Below are 20747 nucleotides of genomic sequence, written 5' to 3' on the forward strand. Positions count from 1 at the left end.
AAATTTATTCATTTTCTCTTTTATAATGTCCCATTGATTCATTATAGTTGTTGAACTTTACACGTTGTTCATTGTAATATTCAATATCTTCGTTGTCTTTTGCAATGTACAATAAGGATCTATACAATTCAATTTCTCTAAGGATTTCATTTCTATAGAAAGATTTTTGTTTTTCACTCTGTGACTTAAAGAATTTTAATTTTTCTTGTCTCTTTTTAATTAACTGATTTAAAATAGATCTTGCTTCTGTCTTTTTATTCATTTTGTAATAGCCATCAGCAAAAGGTTCTACAGTAGTGTAATATTCAAAATAATTGATTGGCATGTTTTTCATGGCTATGTCAATTATTTTTTGGGCTTTATCAAATTTTTTCTCTTCAATTAAAGCTTTCGTTAATCTTGATAAATTACCTCTGTAAGAAAGTGCATTTTTACGCGTTTCAGGGTCGTGATAAATTTTGTCACTACCTGAATTGCCCCAATACCACTTCATCACGTTGTTGTACATCTTATCTGTATCGATATAGCCTAATTCGTATGGGTTTTCTTCGTTAATTGGGGTTTTAATAGGTACTAATTTGTACACCATTCCATCCAATTGAAGGTATTCTTTCATCCAAATATAATCGTCCGCTCCAAAACTTCCTGGGGAAAAATAGATTGGTCTCTTCCAGTTGTTTTCATTAAAAATGTCTAACATCATTAAACGATTCTTATATAATGCTCCTCCTTTTAATCTTAAATTGATTTCAGGTACAATTGAGTCGTAATATTTAGGATTTACAACTTTATTTTTAATGATAGTTGCTCGGTCTATTTTGACTTTAATATTGTCACTCGGATAATAATGTACAAACTGTCCGTTTTTCATTTCTTGTTTAGAACGTTCGTCTTTTAAGAAATCCAACATTTCACTTAATAATAAAGTGTCTTTTGTTCTTTCTATAAATAATGAATAATTTCGTTTGTCTCCTACGTAATCATTATGATTAAATGAAATTGGTAACGGTTCAGACTCGTTAGATTTCATCTTCATTTCGTCAATATACCAATCGGTCGCTAATAAACTTGTATTGACAATTCTTACGTCTGTTCTGTAGCCTTCAATTTCTTGTAAATACCAAAGCGGGAAGGTGTCATTATCTCCAATAGTAAATAATATGGCGTTTTTATCGCATGAATCTAAATAGGCTTTAGCCATGGCAACAGCTGTGTATTTTCCACTTCTATCGTGATCGTCCCAGTTTTGGTTTGCTAATAAAATTGGAGATGCTAATAAACTAACACCCAATACAACAGGAAAAGCAGTTTTAGGGGATAAATATCTTAAAGCAGATTGGTAAATTCCATAAACTCCTACGCCAATCCACATAGCAAATACATAGAATGAACCAACTAGGGCATAATCTCTTTCTCTTGGTTCAAATGGTCTTTCATTTAGGTAAATCTTTAACGCTAAACCAGTAAATAAGAATAATGCTAATAATACATAGAATGATTTCCATTCATATTTAGCGTGAAAATACATTCCAATTAATGCAAGAATAAAAGGTAAAAAGAAATATGTATTTCTTGCTTTGTTGTTTTTCATGTCCTCGGTTAACTCGCTCTGATTGTCTAAAAGCATATTATCGATGAACGGAATGCCACTTAGCCAATTGCCTTCTAAACTTTCGTAATTACCTTGTAAATCATTTTGTCTACCTACAAAGTTCCACATTAAATATCTAAAATACATATAGCCAAATTGGTATTCAAACATAAATTTGATATTGTCTGAGAAAGAGGGTTTTTCAATAATTAAATAATCACCATATGTTTTAAGGAATTCATCATACATGTCTAAATCAATTTTGCCTGCTGCAAATTGTTTTCTGAAATCAGATGCAATTTCAGTCATTTGACCCATTTGCGCTTCATTCAATTCACCAGTTTCTTCATCTACAAATGCATCTGGGTTAATTCTGAATTCTAATGGTTTTGTAAACGTCATGTAATTTTTAGCGTGTTCTTCACTCCATAATCTAGGTAAAAAGGCACTGTGTTTAGAATCGTAATTCTGTTTTGCATTTTTGTAGTTATTTGTGATGATGTATTTGCCTGATTTTGGATCTCTTTCGTAATTTGGTTTGTCATCAACATAAGGGGTTTCTTCGTCTAAACCTGAATACATTACTGAAAATTGCGAACCATAAAATAATTTTTGCTCACCATATTGTTCACGATTATAGTAGGCCAAAACTTCGGCAGCATCACTTGGCTTGTTTTCGTTAATATTAATGTTTGAATTAGCTCTTATAGGAAGCATTATCCAAGTAGAAAACCCTATTAATACAAATAACACGCATAATAGTAGTGTGTTGTATTGTACAAGGCCTTTTTTCTTCGTGTAGTTTAATCCAAAATAGAAAAAAGCAATAATCAATAAGAATGAAAATATAGTTCCCGAATTAAAAGGCAATCCAAGTGAGTTTACCATAAAAATTTCTGTTTTTGCAAAAAAAGCAAGAGTATAGGGTAAAAGAAATTTGAAGATAAACAATAAAATAGCAACAATAATAATATTAGCAATGATAAAACTCTTTACTGTAATGGTTTTATATTTCTTAAAGAAATAAAGTAATCCAATAGACGGTATAGCTAAAATTGATAAAAAGTGTACACCAAAACAAAGTCCAATTACTAAAGAAATCAATACTAACCATTTGTTTCCTCTAGATGTGTCTAATTCTTCTTCCCATTTTAAACCAAGCCAAACTAATACAGCAATAAATAATGAACCCATTGCGTATACTTCAGCCTCTACTGCATTGTACCAAAAACTATCGGTAAAAGTAAAACTTAGCGCGGCAATCATAGCGCTACCTAAAGTTATTTTCGCTTGATTATCATCCCATTCTGTTACATGATTTGAAATTTTACGGATAATTTTTGTCATTGACCAATACATAAACAAAATAGTAAATGCACTTGAAAACACTGACATCATGTTAACCATTAAGGCAATATTTTCTTTGTTTGAAGCAAACATGGCAAAAAATGCGCCTATCATTTGAAATAAAGGAGCACCTGGTGGATGGCCAACTTCCAATTTTGCTGCGGTTGCAATGTATTCACCACAATCCCAAAAACTCATGGTTGGTTCAACTGTTAAGGTATAGGTTATCAATGCGATAGCGAACGCAGTCCAACCCATAAGGGTGTTCCATTTACTGTAATTGAATGAAATCATATATTGATATATTGTATTTTGCCCTACAAAGAAACTATTTATACTAGACATAACCAATTAATTTTTTTTAAATATTTCTAAAAAAATGTTTGGAGAAAAAAATATTTGTATTACATTTGCACCCGCAATGATGAAGTATTGCAATCTTTACTGGTCTATGGTGTAATGGTAACACAGCTGATTTTGGTTCAGTCGTTCTAGGTTCGAGTCCTAGTAGACCAACAAAAAACCTGAGTTTTGACTCAGGTTTTTTTGTTTTTACAAGTTATTGAAATAAAAAAAACTCGGCATTGCCGAGTTTTTTGTTGGTTTGTATCGGGAGTTAGATTTTAAACGTAACCACTGGTCTTTTTGAGTGATTAACTAAATCTTCAGAAATACTTCCGTTAAAGAAATGCGCTAATCCTTTTCTTCCGTGAGTACACATTCCAATTACATCAGAATTAGAGTCTTTTGCAAAATGTAAAATTCCTTTCTCTACATTGATGTCATTATAAATGTGAGTTGAATAATTGGTAAAATTAAAATCAGCTATAAAGTCATTCATTTTTTTCTCAGCCACTCTAGATGGTGTGAAATTGTTTGGTGTTGTAATGTTAACTAATTTTATATGAGAATCGAAACTTTTTGCAAATTCAATAACTTGAGCAAAAGGTTTTTTAATTTCATCTGAAAAATCAGAAGCGAACACTAAATTGTCTACTTTGAAGTTTTCTTCGTCTTTTTTGATGATTAGTACAGGTATTGTTGAATTTCTTACTACTTTTTCAGCATTTGAACCGATGAACATTTCTTGGAATCCGCTTGCACCATGAGATCCCATTACGATTAAATCAACATTGTGTTTTTCTGCATTCTCAATAATTCCATGAAAAGCCATGTGAAACTGAACTATACTTGTAACTTCAATTCCGTCTAAATATGGTGAATCAACTAATTCGTCTAATTTACTTACTGCTGCGTTTTTAAAAAACATCAATTCAGGAATGTCATGAGCGGTTGTAATAGCGTCATTCCCCGATTGTTGTAATTCTAACATGTGTAATAAAATTACTTTTCCGTTGTTTTTCTTTGCAATTTGAGCAGCTACTTTAAGAGCGTGTTCGGCGTGTTTTGAAAAATCCGTTGGGACTAAAATGGTTTTCATATTATATTAATTTTGGTTTGTATATTATATAGTATAAAATTACAAAATTTATTTTAAACTAATTGTAAAAATCTTAAAAAAGAATATTTTGTTAAAAATTCAAAAAAATATTTGTATATTTGTGCAGTTATTTAGTAATCAACCAAATAATGAGGCACGCAATGCGTGCCTCTTTTTATAAGAATGACATTTAAAGAAAAGGTAAAGAGTGTGTTAGATGGTGTGTTAGAAACAAAACAACATTTGTTTTTAATAGACTTGATGGTTTCTGAAGCCAATAAAATCAATGTGGTTTTAGATGGCGACACTGGTGTAACATTGCAAGATTGTATTGATGTAAGTAGAGCGATTGAAGGTCAACTTGATCAAGAGGGTTTAGAATTTTCTATCGATGTGGCTTCGGCGGGAGTGTCAAGTCCATTAAAATTTGTTAGACAATATAAAAAAAATGTAGGTAGGAAGTTAAAAGTTAAGACGGTTTCTCAAGGTGAAATTGAAGCTGTTTTAACAGAAGCAGATGATGAAGGTGCTACACTTTCATGGAAAGCTAGAGAACCAAAAGAAATTGGGAAGGGTAAAGTAACTGTGGAAAAAACGGTTAAAGTGCCTTATGAAGACATTAAAGAATCAATAGTAATTATATCATTTTAATATAGCGTATCATGGAGAATATTGCATTAATAGAATCATTTTCAGAGTTTAAAGATGATAAACTTATAGATAGAGTTACCCTTATGGTAATCTTAGAAGATGTGTTTAGAAATGCGTTGAAGAAAAAATATGGTTCAGACGACAATTTTGACATTATCATTAATCCTGATAAAGGAGATATGGAAATTTGGAGAAATCGTGTAGTTGTTGCTGATGGTGAAGTAGAAGATCCAAATTCTGAAATTTCATTGTCAGACGCAAGAAAAATTGAGCCAGATTTTGAAGTAGGAGAAGATGTTTCTGAAGAAGTTAAATTAATTGATTTAGGGAGAAGGGCTATTTTGGCTTTGCGTCAAAATTTAATTTCAAAAATTCATGAGCACGATAATACAAATCTTTACAAGCAGTTTAAAGATTTAATTGGTGATATTTATACAGCAGAAGTACATCATGTGCGTCCTAAAATGGTAGTGTTGATGGATGATGATGGAAATGAAATCGTTTTACCGAAAGACAAACAAATTCCAAATGATTTCTTTAAAAAAGGAGAAAATGTTAGAGGTATTATTGAGAATGTTGAATTGAAAGGAAATAAACCTCAAATTATTATGTCTAGAACGTCTCCATTGTTCTTGGAGAAGTTATTTGAGCAAGAAATTCCTGAGGTTTTTGATGGTTTAATCAATGTGAAAAAGGTAGTGAGAATTCCGGGTGAAAAAGCAAAAGTAGCTGTAGATTCTTATGATGATAGAATTGATCCGGTAGGAGCATGTGTGGGAATGAAAGGAGCCCGTATTCACGGAATTGTACGTGAATTAGGAAACGAAAATATTGATGTAATTAATTATACAACAAATACGCAATTATACATCACAAGAGCATTAAGTCCTGCAAAAGTTTCTTCAGTTAAAATTGATGAAGAAAATAAAAAAGCAGAAGTGTTCTTAAAAATTGAAGAAGTTTCTAAAGCTATTGGACGTAATGGTCAAAACATTAAATTAGCTAGCCAGTTAACAGGTTATGAGTTAGATGTAATCCGTGAAGGTATAGTTGAGGAAGAAGATGATGTGGAATTAAGAGAGTTTACAGACGAAATTGATGAGTGGATCATTGAAGAGTTTGAAAAAATTGGTTTAGATACTGCAAGAAGTATCATTGATCAAGATGTTCAGGATTTGGTAAGAAGAACTGATCTTGAAGAGGAAACTATCTTAGACGTAATTAGAATTTTAAAAGAAGAATTAGAAGGTTAATCCTTTAAAACAAAATAACTACTGAAGTAGATACAACAACGCAACAACTAAATTTTAGCAAAATAGAATATATGTCTGAAGAAAGAGCAATACGAATTAATAAAGTTTTAAAAGAATTTAATATTTCATTGGATAGAGCCGTGGAAACACTAAAGGATAAAGGTCATACTATTGAACATAGTCCTAACGCGAAAATATCTCAATTGGAATATGACGTCTTATGCAATACTTTTTCGGCTGATAAAGGAAATAAAGTCGCTTCTAAAGAAGTAGGCGAAGAAAAGAAAAAGGAAAAAGAAGCAATAAAACGTGAAATCGAAAAGGAACTCGAAGAAAAGCGTCGTGCAGAAGAGGAAAGACAAAAACAAGAAATTATCAAAGCAAAAGCTGTAGTTACAGGTCCAAAAACGCTTGGTAAAATCGAGTTAAATCCTAAAAAAGTTGAAGAGGAAGTAAAACCTGAAGTTCAGCCAGAAATTGTTGCTAAAGTTGTTGAAGAAAAAGTAGTTGAAACTCCTGTTGTTGAGGAGAAAAAAATAGAAGAAAAACCTGTTGTTGAACAACAAGTTAAAGTTGTTGAAGAGAAACCTAAAGTTGAAACGGCTAAACCAGTTGTAGAAAATAAACCTGTTCAAAATCCTGTATTTACAGAGAAAAAACAGATTGTGCCTCCAACGCAAGAAGTTAAAAAAGTGGATGCTGATGCGCCTGTAGCTGAAGAAAAAATTGAAACACAATATCAAAAACTTTCAGGTGCAACTTTTACAGGTCAAACTATTGATTTGTCTCAATTTAATAAGCCTAAAAAGAAAAAAGAAGACTTTAAAAAAGACAATAACAACAAACCTGGTGGTGCACCAAACAGCCAAAATGGTGGTGCTGCAGGTGCAAATAACAAAAATAAACGTAAAAGAATCACGAAGCCAACAGGTAACACGCCTGGAGGAAATAATCAAGGGCAAGGTGGACAAAACGGACAAGGGAACAATCAAGGGCAAGGTGGATTTAAAAAGCCATTTGGCGGAAATGATCGTTTCAAAAAAGGTCAAAAACCAGTTGTGGCTAAAGTAGAGCCAACAGAAGAAGAAGTTAAAAATCAAATTAAAGAAACTTTAGAAAGATTACAAGGAAAAGGTAATAAATCTAAAGCGGCAAAATATAGAAGAGACAAACGTGATTCACACCGTCAGCGTTCAGAAGATGAACAATTACAACAAGAATTAGAAAGCAAAATCTTAAAAGTAACAGAATTCGTTACCGTTGGAGAAATTGCTTCTATGATGGATGTGCCAATTACTAAAGTTATCGGGACGTGTATGTCGTTAGGTATCATGGTAACTATGAACCAACGTTTAGATGCGGAAACATTAACAATTGTTGCGGATGAATTTGGATATGAAGTACAATTTATTACAACTGATATTGAAGAAAATATTGAAGTTGTAGAAGATCGTCCAGAAGATTTAAAATCAAGAGCGCCAATCGTTACTGTTATGGGTCACGTTGACCACGGAAAAACGTCTTTATTGGATTACATTCGTAAGACCAATGTAATTGCTGGTGAGTCAGGGGGTATTACACAACATATTGGAGCCTATGCAGTAAAATTAGAGAACGGTCAAAGAATTACGTTCTTAGATACTCCGGGTCACGAGGCGTTTACGGCTATGCGTGCACGTGGAGCACAAGTTACCGATATTGCGATTATTGTAATTGCTGCCGATGACGATATCATGCCACAAACAAAAGAGGCAATTAGTCACGCACAAGCTGCTGGAGTTCCAATGATTTTTGCCATCAATAAAGTAGATAAGCCAACGGCAAATCCAGATAAAATTAAAGAAAAATTAGCAGCAATGAACTTGTTAGTAGAAGAGTGGGGTGGTAAATACCAATCACATGATATTTCTGCTAAAATGGGTATGGGTGTTAACGAATTATTAGAAAAAGTTTTATTAGAAGCTGAAATTTTAGAATTAAAAGCGAATCCAAATAAGCCAGCACAAGGAACAGTGGTAGAAGCACAATTAGACAAAGGTCGTGGTTATGTGTCTACAATCTTAGTTCAAGCCGGTACGTTGAGAATTGGTGATTATGTATTAGCAGGTAAAAACCATGGTAAAATCCGTGCAATGTTTGATGAACGTGGTCATGCGATTAAAGAAGCAGGTCCGTCAACACCGGTTTCTGTATTAGGTTTGGATGGTGCGCCTACAGCTGGAGATAAATTCAATGTGTATGAAGATGAAAGAGAAGCAAAACAAATTGCTGCAAAACGTACACAATTGATTCGTGAGCAATCGGTAAGAACACAAAAACACATTACCTTATCTGAAATTGGTCGTCGTATTGCTTTAGGTCAGTTTAAAGAATTAAACATTATCTTAAAAGGTGACGTGGATGGTTCGGTAGAAGCATTGTCAGATTCATTCTTAAAATTATCTACAGAAGAAATTCAAATCAATATCATTCATAAAGGTGTTGGAGCCATTACAGAATCAGATGTATTATTAGCTTCTGCTTCAGATGCAATTATCATCGGATTTAACGTTCGTCCGCAAGGAAATGCGAAAATGTTGGCTGAAAAAGAGGAAATCGATATCAGAAACTACTCAATCATCTATGCTGCAATTGATGACTTAAAAGATGCAATGGAAGGAATGTTATCGCCTGAAATGAAAGAAGAAATTACGGGTACTGCTGAAATTCGTGAGTTATTCAAAATTTCTAAAGTGGGAACAATTGCTGGATGTATGATTACTGATGGAAAAATCTTCAGTAAATCTAAGATCCGTTTAATTCGCGAAGGTGTAGTTATCTACACGGGTGAATTAGCAGCATTAAAACGATTCAAAGATGATGTAAAAGAAGTTTCTAAAGGCTACGATTGTGGTATTCAAATTAAAAACTACAACGATCTTCAAGAATACGACGTAATCGAAGGATTCCATGAAGTTGAAGTTAAAAAGAAATTGAAATAAATTTTTAAATACAAGTAGTAAATCCCGAGTTTTCTCGGGATTTTTTATTTTATAGATTTCAAATCTATAAATTCTAACATATTTTTGTAAAATCAATAATATATTCACTTAAAAAATTAGCATCTTATAATTTTTTTCCTTTATTTTTGAAAAGGAACAAAAAACAATACAGCATGCAATTTGACCCCTCTAAAATATGTGGTTCGGATACTTATAAATTACTTACCGGTATAATTATACCAAGACCTATTGGATGGATTTCTACTGTAAGTTCAACAGGTGAATATAATTTAGCTCCCTTCTCATTTTTTAATGCCGTAGGAGAAGATCCTCCACATGTCATGTTTTCTACAGTTCGAACTGGAGATAAAAATAAAGATACACTAAATAATGTTTTGGCTACGAAACAATTTGTTGTCAATATGGTTACAGAAGATTTAGTGGAAAAAATGAATACGACTGCGCAGGCCATTCCTTCTGATGAAAGTGAATTTGATTTGGCTGGATTAACACCTATTCCATCTGTATTTGTGCAAGCACCACGTGTCAAAGAATGTTTAGTGACCCTAGAATGTGAAATGGTGCATCATTATTTTTTAGAAGACCATAAAAATGGCGGCGCTTGCATTATAATCGGTAAAGTGCTACTCTTTCATGTCGACGAAAAAGTACTCTTAGAAGGAACAAAAATAAACATGGATATTTATAAACCTGTAGCTCGTTTAGCAGGTTCAAATTATTCTAAATTAGGAGAAATATTTTCCATTAAAAGAAATTAAGTACATGAAAATAACAGTAATTGGTGGAGGTCCAGGCGGGCTGTATTTCTCAATATTGACCAAAAAGGCAATGCCACATTGTCAAATTGATGTGTATGAACGAAATAAACCGGATGATAGTTTTGGTTTTGGAGTCGTTTTTTCCGATGAAACCTTAGGTGAATTTCTGAAACGCGATATGGAATCTTATGAATTAATAAGAAGCAACTTTGCCTATTGGGATGATATCATAATTGCTCGAGACGGTGAAGAAGTCAGTATTGCAGGAAACGGTTTTTGTGGTTGTTCAAGAAAAACACTATTGAAATTGTTACACCAAAGATGTAGGGAAGAAGGGGTGAGCTTGCATTTTGAAGCTGAAATTCCAGATGAATCGGTTTTTGCTGATTCGGATATTATTTTGGCCGCTGATGGAATTGGAAGTGCTATTCGAACTAAATATCAAAAAGAGTTTGGTACACAAATTACGTTGAAGAAAAATAGATTTGTTTGGTTGGGTTCAACGAAACCATTAGATGCCTTCACGTATTTTTTTAGAACTACACCACACGGTGTAATTGTGGCTCATAGTTACCAATATGAACCTGGAATGAGTACTTGGATTTTCGAATGTAGCGATGAAACTTGGCAAAAACATGGGTTTGAAGTGACTAACGAACAAGATACTATTTCAAAAATTCAAGAATTATTTAAGGAAGAATTAGACGGTCATCCTTTGATTTCAAATAAATCGCATTGGCGACAGTTTCCACATGTGGTAAATAAAAATTGGTACTATAAAAATATTGTTTTATTAGGTGATGCTAAAGCAACGGCTCATTATTCTATTGGGTCAGGAACCAAATTAGCAATGGATTGTGCTATTGGATTGTCTGATGCGGTTATTGCAAATCCTACAAATGTACAAGCAGCTTTTCAACAGTATGAAGCAATTCGAAGAAATCCAGTTGAAATGATTCAGTACGCGGCTTTAGTTTCGTTAGATTGGTTTGAAAATATGGATCGTAATAACCAACATCCTTTTTACCAATTTGCCTTTGGATGTATGACTCGCTCCAAAAAAGTAACTTATGAAAATCTTCAAATAAGAGATAAATCGTTTACTGATAAAGTTTTGAAAGAATTTAATATGAATTGTCATTCTGAACTAGTTACAGAATCTAATTCAACACCTGCCGCTTTCACTACTTTCAAACTTCGAGATTTAGAATTTGCTAACCGAATTGTTATGGCGCCTATGGGACAGTACAAAGCAGTTGATGGAATAGTAAATGATTGGCATTTTCAACATTATTCGTCAAGAGCTTTAGGAGGAGTTGGGCTGATTTTGACTGAAATGACAGCTATTTCAGAAACGGGAAGAATTACTGAATCTTGCGCCGGAATTTATACACACGAACAAATTGAAGCATGGAAACGAATTACGGCATTTGTGCATTCTCATTCGAAGACTAAAATTGGAATCCAAATTGGACATTCCGGGAGAAAGGGTGCAACTTTAGAGCCTTGGAAGGGTAATAACCAACCCATGAATACGCCTTGGGAACTTGTAGCTGCTTCTGCACTACCTTTTAAAGAAGAATTTTCGGTTCCTAAAGAAATGTCTGTTCAAGAGATGGCTGAAGTTAAAATGCAATTCAAACAAGCAGCTATCAATGCTGAACAAGCTGGGTTTGATATGATTGAATTACAAGCCCATCATGGATTTTTATTGGCTTCGTTCTTATCTCCTTTGACTAATATTCGAACGGATGAATTTGGCGGTACAATTGAAAATAGATTGAAATATCCTTTAGAAGTATTTAAAGAAATGCGTTCTGTGTTTCCAAACGACAAACCCATGTCGGTTCGTATTTCTGCTGCTGATTGGGCTGAGGGTGGAATTTCAGAAGATGAAGTATTAGTAATGGCACAAGCGTTTAAGGAGGCTGGAGCTGATGTAATTAATGTTTCCACAGGAAATACAGTTGCCAATCAAAATCCAGTTGTGGGTAGAATGTGGCAAACGCCTTTTTCTGATGCCGTTCGAAATTCCATACATATACCTACTATTACTGCTGGTTATATTCAAGATATTGATCAAATAAATACTATTATTTTAAATGGACGTGCCGATTTAGTTGCGCTAGGAAGACCATTGTTGCTAGATCCCTATTTTGTGAGAAACGCACAAGCTTATGAAAACTTTAAGGCTAATGATATTGATGTTTCTTATCAAGCGGGAATATCGCATTTGTATCCGTTGAAAGCTTCGGAAAGAAAACAAATGGAAGGGATGAAAAAAGCGTTGAAACCAAAGAGTAATAAAAAATAAATAATTACGAATTGAAAATTACGAATTATGAAAAATGACAATGTCGTTCAAATTAAAAGTTATGCTTTTGCTGTTCGAATAATAAAAGTTTTTAAATTTTTATCAGAACAAAAGAAAGAATTTATTTTAAGTAAACAGCTTTTAAGATGCGGTACTTCAATTGGTGTAAATATTGAAAAAGCCATTGGAGGGCAATCTGGAAAAGATTTTTTTGCAAAATTAACTATATCATATAAAGAAGCAAGAGAAACGCATTATTGGATTAGATTATTAAAAGATACGAACTATTTGTCGGTTGATGAAGCTGATAGTTTGTTAAAAGATGTAGAAGAATTATTGTGAATAATTGGTTCTATTCAAAAAACAATTCGTAATTCATAATTTAAAATTCGTAATTAATGTTAGACAATTTTGCACATAAAAATTTACCCAATCAAGAGTTACAACCAAATTATAATTTTTTGGATTTACCCCAATTCATTCGTCTAGAAAAGCTTAATTGTGCCTATCGATTATTAGATTTTCATATCGAAAACGGTAATGGTTCTAAAATATGCATGCATACTTTTGATGAAACATGGACGTATCAAGATTTGTTTGATAAAGCAAATCAAATCGCACATGTTTTAATTGATGATTTAGGGTTACAATCAGGGAATAGAGTTTTGTTGCGTTCAGCCAATAACCCCATGATGGTAGCTTGTTGGTTTGCAATTATTAAAGCAGGTGGCATTGTGGTAGCAACCATGCCTTTATTACGAGCGAAAGAATTAAAAACAATAATTGATTGTGCCGAAATTACACATGTTATTTGCGACCATGATTTGGCTGATGAAATGCGATTGGTTAAAAGTGAGTACTTGCAAAAAACCACCTTTTATCGAAATAGTGACTTAGAAAGTAAAATGGCATCTAAACCCAAGAATTTCATAAATTACAATTCAAAGGCGGATGATATTGCTTTAATTGGTTTTACATCAGGAACTACGGGCTTGCCAAAAATGACGGCTCATTATCATAAAGATGTATTGAATATTTGTGAAGCATTTCCAATGTATTCTTTGCAACCAAGCAGTGAAGATGTGTTTACAGGTAGTCCTCCTATCGGATTTACCTTTGGTTTGGGAGGTTTGGTTTTGTTTCCTTTCTATTTTGGAGCATCTACTTTTTTAATCGAAAAACCAACTCCAGATATTTTATTAAAAGCAATTCAGGATTTCAAAATTACCATTTGTTTTACCGCACCAACGGCTTGGCGTGTTTTGACTACAAAAGTGGAAGATTTTGATATTTCTAGCTTAAGAAAATGTGTATCAGCGGGGGAAACATTGCCGTTAAAAGTCTGGCAAGATTGGTATGAAGTAACGGGACTCAAAATCATTGATGGAATTGGTGCTACCGAAATGTTGCATATCTTTATATCTTCTAATGAAGAAAATATGAAACCAGGAACTACTGGAAAAGCAATTACAGGTTATGTCGCAAAAATAATTGATGAGAACGGGAAAGAAGTGGCTAAAAATACACCTGGTCGTTTGGCAGTTCAAGGAATTACAGGTTGCAAGTACCTAAATAGAGAGGATAAACAAAAGGAATATGTTGAAAACGGCTGGAATATTACAGGTGATATTTTTAAGGAAGATGAAGAGGGTTACTTTCATTTTGTAGCCCGAGGAGATGATATGATTATTTCATCAGGATACAATATTGCCGCTATAGAAGTGGAAAGTGTGCTTTTAACTCATGAAGATGTTTTAGAGTGCGCTGTTGTGGGGATGCCCGACAGTGAAAGAGGAATGTTGGTTTGTGCACATATCGTTTTGAAAGATGCTGCGAAAGCAAATGATGCGCATAAAAATCACATTCAACATTGGTTTAAAGAAAATGCGGCTCCTTATAAATATCCTCGAATTATTCATTTTGTAGAAGCTTTACCAAAAACAGAAACTGGAAAAATTCAACGATTTAAACTAAAATAAACACAATTTTGTCGTTCTGAACGGGTTTCAGAATCTCATTATTAAAATTATAATCTTGATTATAGAAATGAGAAAAGCATTTTTAATTAGTAGTGTAACTTTACTTTCATTGACTGGAATATTAATTTATGTCAACTGGAAGTTTGCCTTTTTATTGTTGATCTTTCTTCCTTTAATTGCAATGGGGCTTTTTGATATGTATCAATCCAAACGAACCATTCGAAGAAATTTTCCTTTGTTGGGTAGAATGCGGTATTTGTTGGAATCTCTAGGTCCAGAAATGCGTCAGTATTTTATTGAAACAGATACCGATGGAAAACCATTTAATCGCCTGCAACGTGCTTTGGTTTACAGTAGAAGTAAAAAAGAAACATCAACCCAGCCATTTGGAACTCAATTAAATGTTTATGACGTGGGTTATGAATGGATCAATCACAGCATCAAAGCAATTCCTTTTCATGAAGTTGATGCTCATCCTAAAGTAAAAATTGGATCTTCACAATGTACTAAACCCTATAATGCTAGTATGTTTAATATTAGTGCCATGAGTTATGGTTCGCTTAGTAAAAATGCTATACTTGCTTTGAATGCAGGTGCTAAAATAGGAGGTTTTTATCATAATACAGGAGAAGGTGGTTTGTCGCCGTACCATTTAGAACCTGGTGGAGATGTAGTTTGGAATATTGGTACCGGTTATTTTAGTACGCGTACTCCAGACGGAAAATTTTCGGTTGAAGAATTTACAAAAAGGGCAACGTTAGAAAATGTGAAAATGATTGAAATTAAATTTTCACAAGGTGCTAAACCAGGTCACGGAGGAATTCTTCCAAAGGAAAAAGTGACCGATGAAATTGCAGCGATTCGTTTAGTTTCTAAAGGCAATGATATTGTTTCACCTCCAAAACACAGTGCGTTTACAACTCCTTTAGAATTAATGGATTTTGTAAAATTATTGCGTAACCATTCGGGAGGTAAACCTATTGGTATTAAAATATGTATTGGTAATAAATCTGAATTTATTGCAATTTGTAAAGCTATGGTTGCAACCAATACTTATTTAGATTTTATCACAGTCGATGGGGGTGAAGGCGGAACCGGAGCTGCTCCACCCGAGTATTCTGATCATGTGGGCATGCCTTTACGTGATGCTTTAGCTTTTGTTTATGATTGCCTAAATGGATTTGGTATTAAAGAGGAAATTAAAATCATAGCCAGTGGAAAAGTTGTTTCTGGATTTGATATTATCAGGTGTTTGTCTATTGGTGCCGATTTGTGCAATTCGGCTCGAGGAATGATGTTTGCATTAGGGTGTATTCAAGCCTTAGAATGTCATGCAAATACATGTCCAACAGGCGTTGCTACACAAGATCCTAAGTTGACAAAAGGTTTGGTGCCCGAAGAAAAAAGTATACGTGTAGCACGATTCCAAGAAGAAACAGTTAAAAGTGCCATGGAATTAATGGCTTCTGCTGGTTTAAGTCATCCAGATGATGTAACAAGAGATGTGGTGAGTACTAGAGTAGAACGTAATGTAGTTGAAACATTTGCTCAAACTTTTCCAGAATTAGAAAAAGGATGTTTGTTGAATGAAAATTCAGTTCCTAAATCCTATTTGTATTTTTGGAAAAAAGCTACCACGGAATCTTTTTAATAAGAATTAAATCAAGAAATAATGAGTTATTTTACTAAACAAGAAAAAATAAAATTTAAACATATTGATTATGCCGGAATCGTTTTTTATCCACGATTCCTAGAAATGGTGAATGATTTAGTTGAAGATTGGTTTGAAGAAGCCTTAGATAGACCATTTTCTAAGATGCATGAGACCAACGGAATCCCTACGGTAGATTTAAAAGTGCAATTTAAAGCTCCTGCTCGTTTAGGAGAAGTTATAACTAAAAAACTGTGGGTGAAAGAACTTAGAAATTCGTCAGTTTTATGTGGATTTCAATTCGTAAAAGATAATAATACTACAGTATTAGAAGGTGAAGTAACCTTAGTCAATGTTAAAATTGCTGAGGATAGAAACGAAATTAAATCAGAAGCTTTTTCTGAAGTAATAAAGTCAAAAATTATGAATTATCAATTATAAATTACAGTTTAGTAACTTATTTTGTTCATAATTGGTAATTCTCAATTTATAATTATAAAAAAATGGAATTCAAAAAAATAAAGGCCGCTACAGTACAAACCGCGCCAGTTTTTCTAAATGTTGAAAAAACAGTAGATAAAGCCATTTCTTTTGTGAAAGAAGCGGCTAACAATGGAGCAAAATTAATCGCGTTCCCTGAAGTGTTTATTTCAGGTTATCCCTATTGGAATTGGATTATGACGCCCGTTCAAGGGAGTAAATGGTATGAAGAATTATATAAGAATTCTGTAGATGTTTCCGGACCCGAAATTAAAAAATTATGCCTAATTGCTAAAGAATATGATATCCATATTGTAATGGGTATAAATGAAAGAGGTAAAAGTTTTGGTGAAATTTATAATACAAATTTAATTATTGATAATAAAGGTGTAATCATCGGTAAACATAGAAAACTAGTTCCAACTTGGGCAGAAAAGTTAACTTGGACTTCGGGTGATGGTTCTTCATTAAAAGTATATAATACGGAAGTTGGACCTATCGGTACTTTGGCTTGTGGAGAAAACACGAATACATTGGCACGTTTCACGCTACTCTCTCAAGGGGAATTAATTCATATCGCTAATTATATTTCTTTACCAGTTGCACCTCCTGATTATGATATGGCAGAAGCTATTAAAATTCGTGCAGCGGCCCATTCGTTTGAAGGTAAATTATTCACAATTGTTTCATGTTCTACCGTTTCCCAAGAAATAAAAGATGCGTTAAGAAAGGATGTGCCCAATGTTGATGAATTGTTAGATAGAAAAAGTTCAGCTTTCTCTGGTTTCATAGGTCCTAACGGTGCTGTTATAGGAACACCATTAATTGATGATGAAGGAATGGTATATGCTGATATTGATTTATCAAAATGTATTCAACCTAAACAAATGCATGATATCTTAGGACATTATAACCGATTTGATATTTTCGATTTAAGAGTAAATGTAGCTCCTACGCGAAAAATTACATTTATTGATAATCACGAAGAGTTTAATAAAAGATAAAGTACCAATAAAATGGAAGAAAATAAATATTCAGACGACGTTTACGGACGTGCCCGTGTACAAGATTCCGACGAACTAAAGGCATATTATAAAGAACTCGAAACACTTGGTGCGGGGGCATTATGGACAGTAGCCAACGATATTGAGCCTTGGGAACCTCGAGCAAATTGTATACCAATGCTTTGGAAATATGATGATTTACGTAGTTTGGTGTTGAAATCCTCGGAATTGGTAACTCCAGAACAAGCTGGAAGACGTGTGGTTTATTTGGTAAATGATAAATTAAAGCATATTAGTGCGGCTGTCGGATTACTCTACACGGGTATTCAAGTGACTCGACCTGGTGAAAGTACCTCGGCACACAAACACAAGGCTTCCGCTTTGCGTTTTATTATGGAAGGTAAAAATGGTTACACCGTTGTCGATGGTAATAAAATTATGTTAGAAGTCAATGATTTTGTCATTACTCCTAATTCAACTTGGCACGAACATGGTGTGGAAGAAGATGGTGAAACCTGTATATGGCAAGATGGTTTAGATATTCCTTTGGTCAATATGTTGGAAGCGAATGATTATGCCGTTTATGATGGTAAACAACCGCTTGAAAAGCCATTAAATTATAGTCCAATTACGTATGGTTGTGCCGGACTTGTGCCAAATGAAACGCATTGGGATAAACCTTATTCTCCTTTATTTAAATATTCATGGTCTAAAGTTTATCCAGCACTTATTGAAGCACTAAAAGTAAATGACATAAATCCATTTGATGGTATTTTTATGAAATATTCCAATCCTTTAACGGGTGGTCATGTAATGCAAACTATGGGTGCGGCTATGCAGTTATTACCTGCAGGTTTTAAAGGTAAAGCTCACCGCCATACCGGTTCTTTTGTATACCAATGTGCCAAAGGACAAGGATATACCATTATCAATGGAAAACGTTTCGATTGGAAAGAGCGTGATATTTTCTGTGTGCCTTCTTGGGCATGGCATGAACATCATAATTTGTCCGAAACTGAAGATGCTTGTCTATTCAATTTCAATGATTTACCAGTAATAGAAAGCTTGGGCTTGTTTCAATCAAGAGTATTAGAAGAAAATAACGGACATCAACAAGTTCAATAACCAATTCAATTATCAATAATAAAAGTTGACGCTTTAGCGTCTTAATAGCATAAATATGAAACTACTTACTTATTCAATAGAAGATTCAGAACCACGTTTAGGTTTTATATACAACAATCAAGTTATCGATATGGAAGATTTTGGAGAGATTTCTAATTTTCCTTTGCCTAATGATATGTTGGATTTAATCGATATGGGATATGAAATTATTGCTGAAATAACAGAATTAATTTCGGAAACACCCGCTAACTTCTTCGAAGAAATTGCTTATGAAATGGAGGAAGTAACGTTCTTAGCACCAATACCAAAACCAAGAAAAAACATCATTGGTATAGGATTGAATTATACCGAACATGTAGCTGAAAGTGCTAGGTCATTGGATACTACAGGAAAATTACCTGCTAAACCAATTATTTTCTCAAAACCTCCAACGACGGTTACTGCAACGAATACAGAAATTATTAAAAATACAAAATTGACTTCTCAATTGGATTGGGAATGTGAATTGGCGGTTATTATAAGTAAAAAAGGAAAATATGTGGCTAAAGAAGAGGCTTTAGATTATGTGTTTGGTTATACGGTTATCAACGATATTTCGGCTCGAGATTGTCGTAGAGAAGGTCAGTGGATTGTGTCGAAAGGTCAAGATACTTTTGCACCTATGGGTCCAGTTTTAGTAACAAAAGACGAAATTGAAAATCCACACAATTTGAATTTATCATTAAAAGTAAACGGAATTGAGAAGCAAAATTCGAATACGAAATTTATGTTGTTTAACATCAATGATTTAATTGAAGATTTGAGTACGGTTTTTACTTTAGAAGCTGGAGACATTATAGCAACAGGAACCCCTGCTGGAGTAGGGGCGGGAAGAGATCCACAAGAATGGATGTTCGATGGTGATGTAGTAGAAGCTACTGTTGAAGGAATTGGTACTATTGTAAATACAGTTAAAGAAATTTAAAATGAAAAAATACAGAATAGGACAAATAGTTCCCTCGTCAAACGTTACGATGGAAACCGAAATACCGGCGATTTTCCGTTCACGTGAAACCATTTTACCCGAACAATTTACGTTTCATAGCAGTAGAATGCGAATGAAAAAAGTAACCAAGGAAGAATTAGAAGCTATGGATGCTATGAGTTTAAAATGCGCCCAAGAATTATCAGATGCTCATGTTGATGTAATGGGTTATGCTTGTTTGGTTGCTATTATGAGTATGGGTCGTGGATATCATTGTGTTTCAGAAGTGAATTTACATCAAGAAACGGTTGCAAATGATTTTCCAACACCAATTGTAACCTCTGCAGGTGCATTAATAAATGGTTTAAAAGTGTTAGGAGCGAAACAAATTTCTATCATAACACCTTATATGCGCCCTTTAACTGATAAAGTTGTGGATTATATAGAACATCAAGGGATAAAAGTAAAAGAGAGTATTGCTTTAGAAATACCAGATAATTTAGAAGTTGCAGCTCAAAATCCATTGAATTTATTAGAAATTTACAAACAATTAGATTTAACAGATGTGGACGTTTTAGTAGCTTCTGCTTGTGTACAAATGCCTTCTTTGGAAGCAATTGATTTAATTCAGGCAGCATGTGGAATACCTGTTACATCCGCTGCTATTTGTACTACTTATGAAATGATGAAAAAACTCAATTTGGAAGCAAAAGCACCAATTGGTGGCGAATTATTAAGTGGAAAATATTAAAAAAATGCGAATCATTTGATTCGCATTTTTTTATTTTTTGTTAGGATTAATAATGTTGGCAGACGGATATTTTTTCTTGATAGAAAGAAGGGCTTTTTCTGCTTCAATTTTAGATTTAAAACTGCCTACCCATACTTTATATGAAGGATTGCTAAAAATGATAGTTCCATCCATGTTTTTAAAGTCTTTCTTAAAGCTAGTAAGCGTTTTTTTGGATTCTTCTATGCTGCCAAAAAAAATTTGAATTTTATATTTATCATTTATGGTAATAGAAGAATTATTTTTTCTCTTTTCAGCTAATAATTGATCAATTTTTGGGTCCTGCTGTACGGAAATGTTTCTTGTTTTAGCGAAAATATTTTGCCAAATAAATAGAGTTGTGATAATTAGCAAAATCTGAATATTATTTTTTAAAGTCTTCATAATGAATAATGTT

Annotated in this window: 16 protein-coding genes and 1 tRNA gene; 14 read left to right on the forward strand and 3 right to left on the reverse strand. The window is 33.5% G+C overall.

Annotated elements, in window-relative coordinates:
* Nucleotides 1-4: 4 nt before the first annotated feature.
* A complete protein-coding gene (locus KQS_RS01570) occupies nt 5-3232 on the reverse strand; it encodes a protein O-mannosyl-transferase family (RefSeq protein ID WP_014387453.1) in 3228 nt (1075 codons plus the stop codon).
* A gap of 151 nt (nt 3233-3383) precedes the next feature.
* Between KQS_RS01570 and KQS_RS01575 the strand changes: the two genes are divergently transcribed.
* Nucleotides 3384-3454: transfer RNA gene (locus KQS_RS01575), tRNA-Gln, on the forward strand.
* 100 nt (nt 3455-3554) lie between these two features.
* Here KQS_RS01575 and KQS_RS01580 read toward each other — a convergent pair.
* Nucleotides 3555-4379 carry a universal stress protein gene (locus tag KQS_RS01580; RefSeq protein ID WP_014387454.1) on the reverse strand — a complete coding sequence of 275 codons (825 nt, stop codon included), beginning with the start codon at nt 4377-4379 and terminating at the stop codon, nt 3555-3557.
* A 183-nt stretch (nt 4380-4562) separates the two neighbouring features.
* On the opposite strand from KQS_RS01580, the gene rimP reads away from it, so the two are divergent.
* The 13 genes from rimP to KQS_RS01645 all read left to right on the forward strand — a co-directional run bounded on the left by rimP (nt 4563) and on the right by KQS_RS01645 (nt 20311).
* Nucleotides 4563-5030, forward strand: coding sequence for a ribosome assembly cofactor RimP (gene rimP / locus KQS_RS01585; RefSeq protein WP_014387455.1), 468 nt, complete (start codon nt 4563-4565; stop codon nt 5028-5030).
* Nucleotides 5031-5041: 11 nt separating this feature from the next.
* Nucleotides 5042-6283 (forward strand): transcription termination factor NusA, encoded by a 1242-nt coding sequence (gene nusA / locus KQS_RS01590; RefSeq protein ID WP_014387456.1) that lies wholly within the window; start codon nt 5042-5044, stop codon nt 6281-6283.
* Nucleotides 6284-6354: 71 nt separating this feature from the next.
* Nucleotides 6355-9264: a translation initiation factor IF-2 gene (infB, locus tag KQS_RS01595; protein WP_014387457.1), complete on the forward strand. Its 2910-nt coding sequence runs from the start codon at nt 6355-6357 to the stop codon at nt 9262-9264.
* Nucleotides 9265-9437: 173 nt separating this feature from the next.
* Complete coding sequence (locus KQS_RS01600; RefSeq protein WP_014387458.1) at nt 9438-10043, forward strand: flavin reductase family protein; 606 nt, start codon at nt 9438-9440, stop codon at nt 10041-10043.
* A gap of 4 nt (nt 10044-10047) precedes the next feature.
* On the forward strand, nt 10048-12357 hold the full coding sequence (locus KQS_RS01605) for an oxidoreductase (protein ID WP_014387459.1): 2310 nt from the start codon (nt 10048-10050) through the stop codon (nt 12355-12357).
* Nucleotides 12358-12384: 27 nt separating this feature from the next.
* The gene (locus KQS_RS01610) at nt 12385-12699 is read left to right on the forward strand and encodes a four helix bundle protein (RefSeq protein ID WP_014387460.1); all 315 of its coding nucleotides are present in this window, start codon (nt 12385-12387) and stop codon (nt 12697-12699) included.
* Nucleotides 12700-12755: 56 nt separating this feature from the next.
* Nucleotides 12756-14336, forward strand: coding sequence for an AMP-binding protein (locus tag KQS_RS01615; RefSeq protein ID WP_014387461.1), 1581 nt, complete (start codon nt 12756-12758; stop codon nt 14334-14336).
* 67 nt (nt 14337-14403) lie between these two features.
* Nucleotides 14404-15987 (forward strand): FMN-binding glutamate synthase family protein, encoded by a 1584-nt coding sequence (locus tag KQS_RS01620; RefSeq protein WP_041251952.1) that lies wholly within the window; start codon nt 14404-14406, stop codon nt 15985-15987.
* A gap of 21 nt (nt 15988-16008) precedes the next feature.
* Entirely contained in the window at nt 16009-16428 is a 420-nt protein-coding gene (locus KQS_RS01625) for an acyl-CoA thioesterase (protein ID WP_014387463.1), read from the forward strand.
* A 62-nt stretch (nt 16429-16490) separates the two neighbouring features.
* Nucleotides 16491-17471: a carbon-nitrogen hydrolase family protein gene (locus KQS_RS01630; RefSeq protein ID WP_014387464.1), complete on the forward strand. Its 981-nt coding sequence runs from the start codon at nt 16491-16493 to the stop codon at nt 17469-17471.
* A 12-nt stretch (nt 17472-17483) separates the two neighbouring features.
* Nucleotides 17484-18596, forward strand: coding sequence for a cupin domain-containing protein (locus tag KQS_RS01635; protein WP_014387465.1), 1113 nt, complete (start codon nt 17484-17486; stop codon nt 18594-18596).
* 55 nt (nt 18597-18651) lie between these two features.
* The gene (locus KQS_RS01640; protein ID WP_014387466.1) at nt 18652-19560 is read left to right on the forward strand and encodes a fumarylacetoacetate hydrolase family protein; all 909 of its coding nucleotides are present in this window, start codon (nt 18652-18654) and stop codon (nt 19558-19560) included.
* Between the two features lies 1 nt (nt 19561).
* The gene (locus KQS_RS01645) at nt 19562-20311 is read left to right on the forward strand and encodes a maleate cis-trans isomerase family protein (RefSeq protein ID WP_014387467.1); all 750 of its coding nucleotides are present in this window, start codon (nt 19562-19564) and stop codon (nt 20309-20311) included.
* A 30-nt stretch (nt 20312-20341) separates the two neighbouring features.
* Here the strand turns inward: KQS_RS01645 and KQS_RS01650 are convergent, their stop codons facing one another.
* Nucleotides 20342-20734, reverse strand: coding sequence for an SPOR domain-containing protein (locus KQS_RS01650; protein WP_014387468.1), 393 nt, complete (start codon nt 20732-20734; stop codon nt 20342-20344).
* Between the last annotated feature and the right edge of the window lie 13 nt (nt 20735-20747).

Source organism: Flavobacterium indicum GPTSA100-9 = DSM 17447 (assembly GCF_000455605.1).
GTDB lineage: Bacteria > Bacteroidota > Bacteroidia > Flavobacteriales > Flavobacteriaceae > Flavobacterium > Flavobacterium indicum.

What these genes read in the sequence shown, in the direction of transcription:
- KQS_RS01570 (WP_014387453.1), bottom strand. Translation starts at nt 3,232, where the DNA reads ATGATTTCATTCAATTACAGTAAATGGAACACCCTTATGGGTTGGACT.
- KQS_RS01580 (WP_014387454.1), bottom strand. Translation starts at nt 4,379, where the DNA reads ATGAAAACCATTTTAGTCCCAACGGATTTTTCAAAACACGCCGAACAC.
- rimP (WP_014387455.1), top strand. Translation starts at nt 4,563, where the DNA reads ATGACATTTAAAGAAAAGGTAAAGAGTGTGTTAGATGGTGTGTTAGAA.
- nusA (WP_014387456.1), top strand. Translation starts at nt 5,042, where the DNA reads ATGGAGAATATTGCATTAATAGAATCATTTTCAGAGTTTAAAGATGAT.
- infB (WP_014387457.1), top strand. Translation starts at nt 6,355, where the DNA reads ATGTCTGAAGAAAGAGCAATACGAATTAATAAAGTTTTAAAAGAATTT.
- KQS_RS01600 (WP_014387458.1), top strand. Translation starts at nt 9,438, where the DNA reads ATGCAATTTGACCCCTCTAAAATATGTGGTTCGGATACTTATAAATTA.
- KQS_RS01605 (WP_014387459.1), top strand. Translation starts at nt 10,048, where the DNA reads ATGAAAATAACAGTAATTGGTGGAGGTCCAGGCGGGCTGTATTTCTCA.
- KQS_RS01610 (WP_014387460.1), top strand. Translation starts at nt 12,385, where the DNA reads ATGAAAAATGACAATGTCGTTCAAATTAAAAGTTATGCTTTTGCTGTT.
- KQS_RS01615 (WP_014387461.1), top strand. Translation starts at nt 12,756, where the DNA reads ATGTTAGACAATTTTGCACATAAAAATTTACCCAATCAAGAGTTACAA.
- KQS_RS01620 (WP_041251952.1), top strand. Translation starts at nt 14,404, where the DNA reads ATGAGAAAAGCATTTTTAATTAGTAGTGTAACTTTACTTTCATTGACT.
- KQS_RS01625 (WP_014387463.1), top strand. Translation starts at nt 16,009, where the DNA reads ATGAGTTATTTTACTAAACAAGAAAAAATAAAATTTAAACATATTGAT.
- KQS_RS01630 (WP_014387464.1), top strand. Translation starts at nt 16,491, where the DNA reads ATGGAATTCAAAAAAATAAAGGCCGCTACAGTACAAACCGCGCCAGTT.
- KQS_RS01635 (WP_014387465.1), top strand. Translation starts at nt 17,484, where the DNA reads ATGGAAGAAAATAAATATTCAGACGACGTTTACGGACGTGCCCGTGTA.
- KQS_RS01640 (WP_014387466.1), top strand. Translation starts at nt 18,652, where the DNA reads ATGAAACTACTTACTTATTCAATAGAAGATTCAGAACCACGTTTAGGT.
- KQS_RS01645 (WP_014387467.1), top strand. Translation starts at nt 19,562, where the DNA reads ATGAAAAAATACAGAATAGGACAAATAGTTCCCTCGTCAAACGTTACG.
- KQS_RS01650 (WP_014387468.1), bottom strand. Translation starts at nt 20,734, where the DNA reads ATGAAGACTTTAAAAAATAATATTCAGATTTTGCTAATTATCACAACT.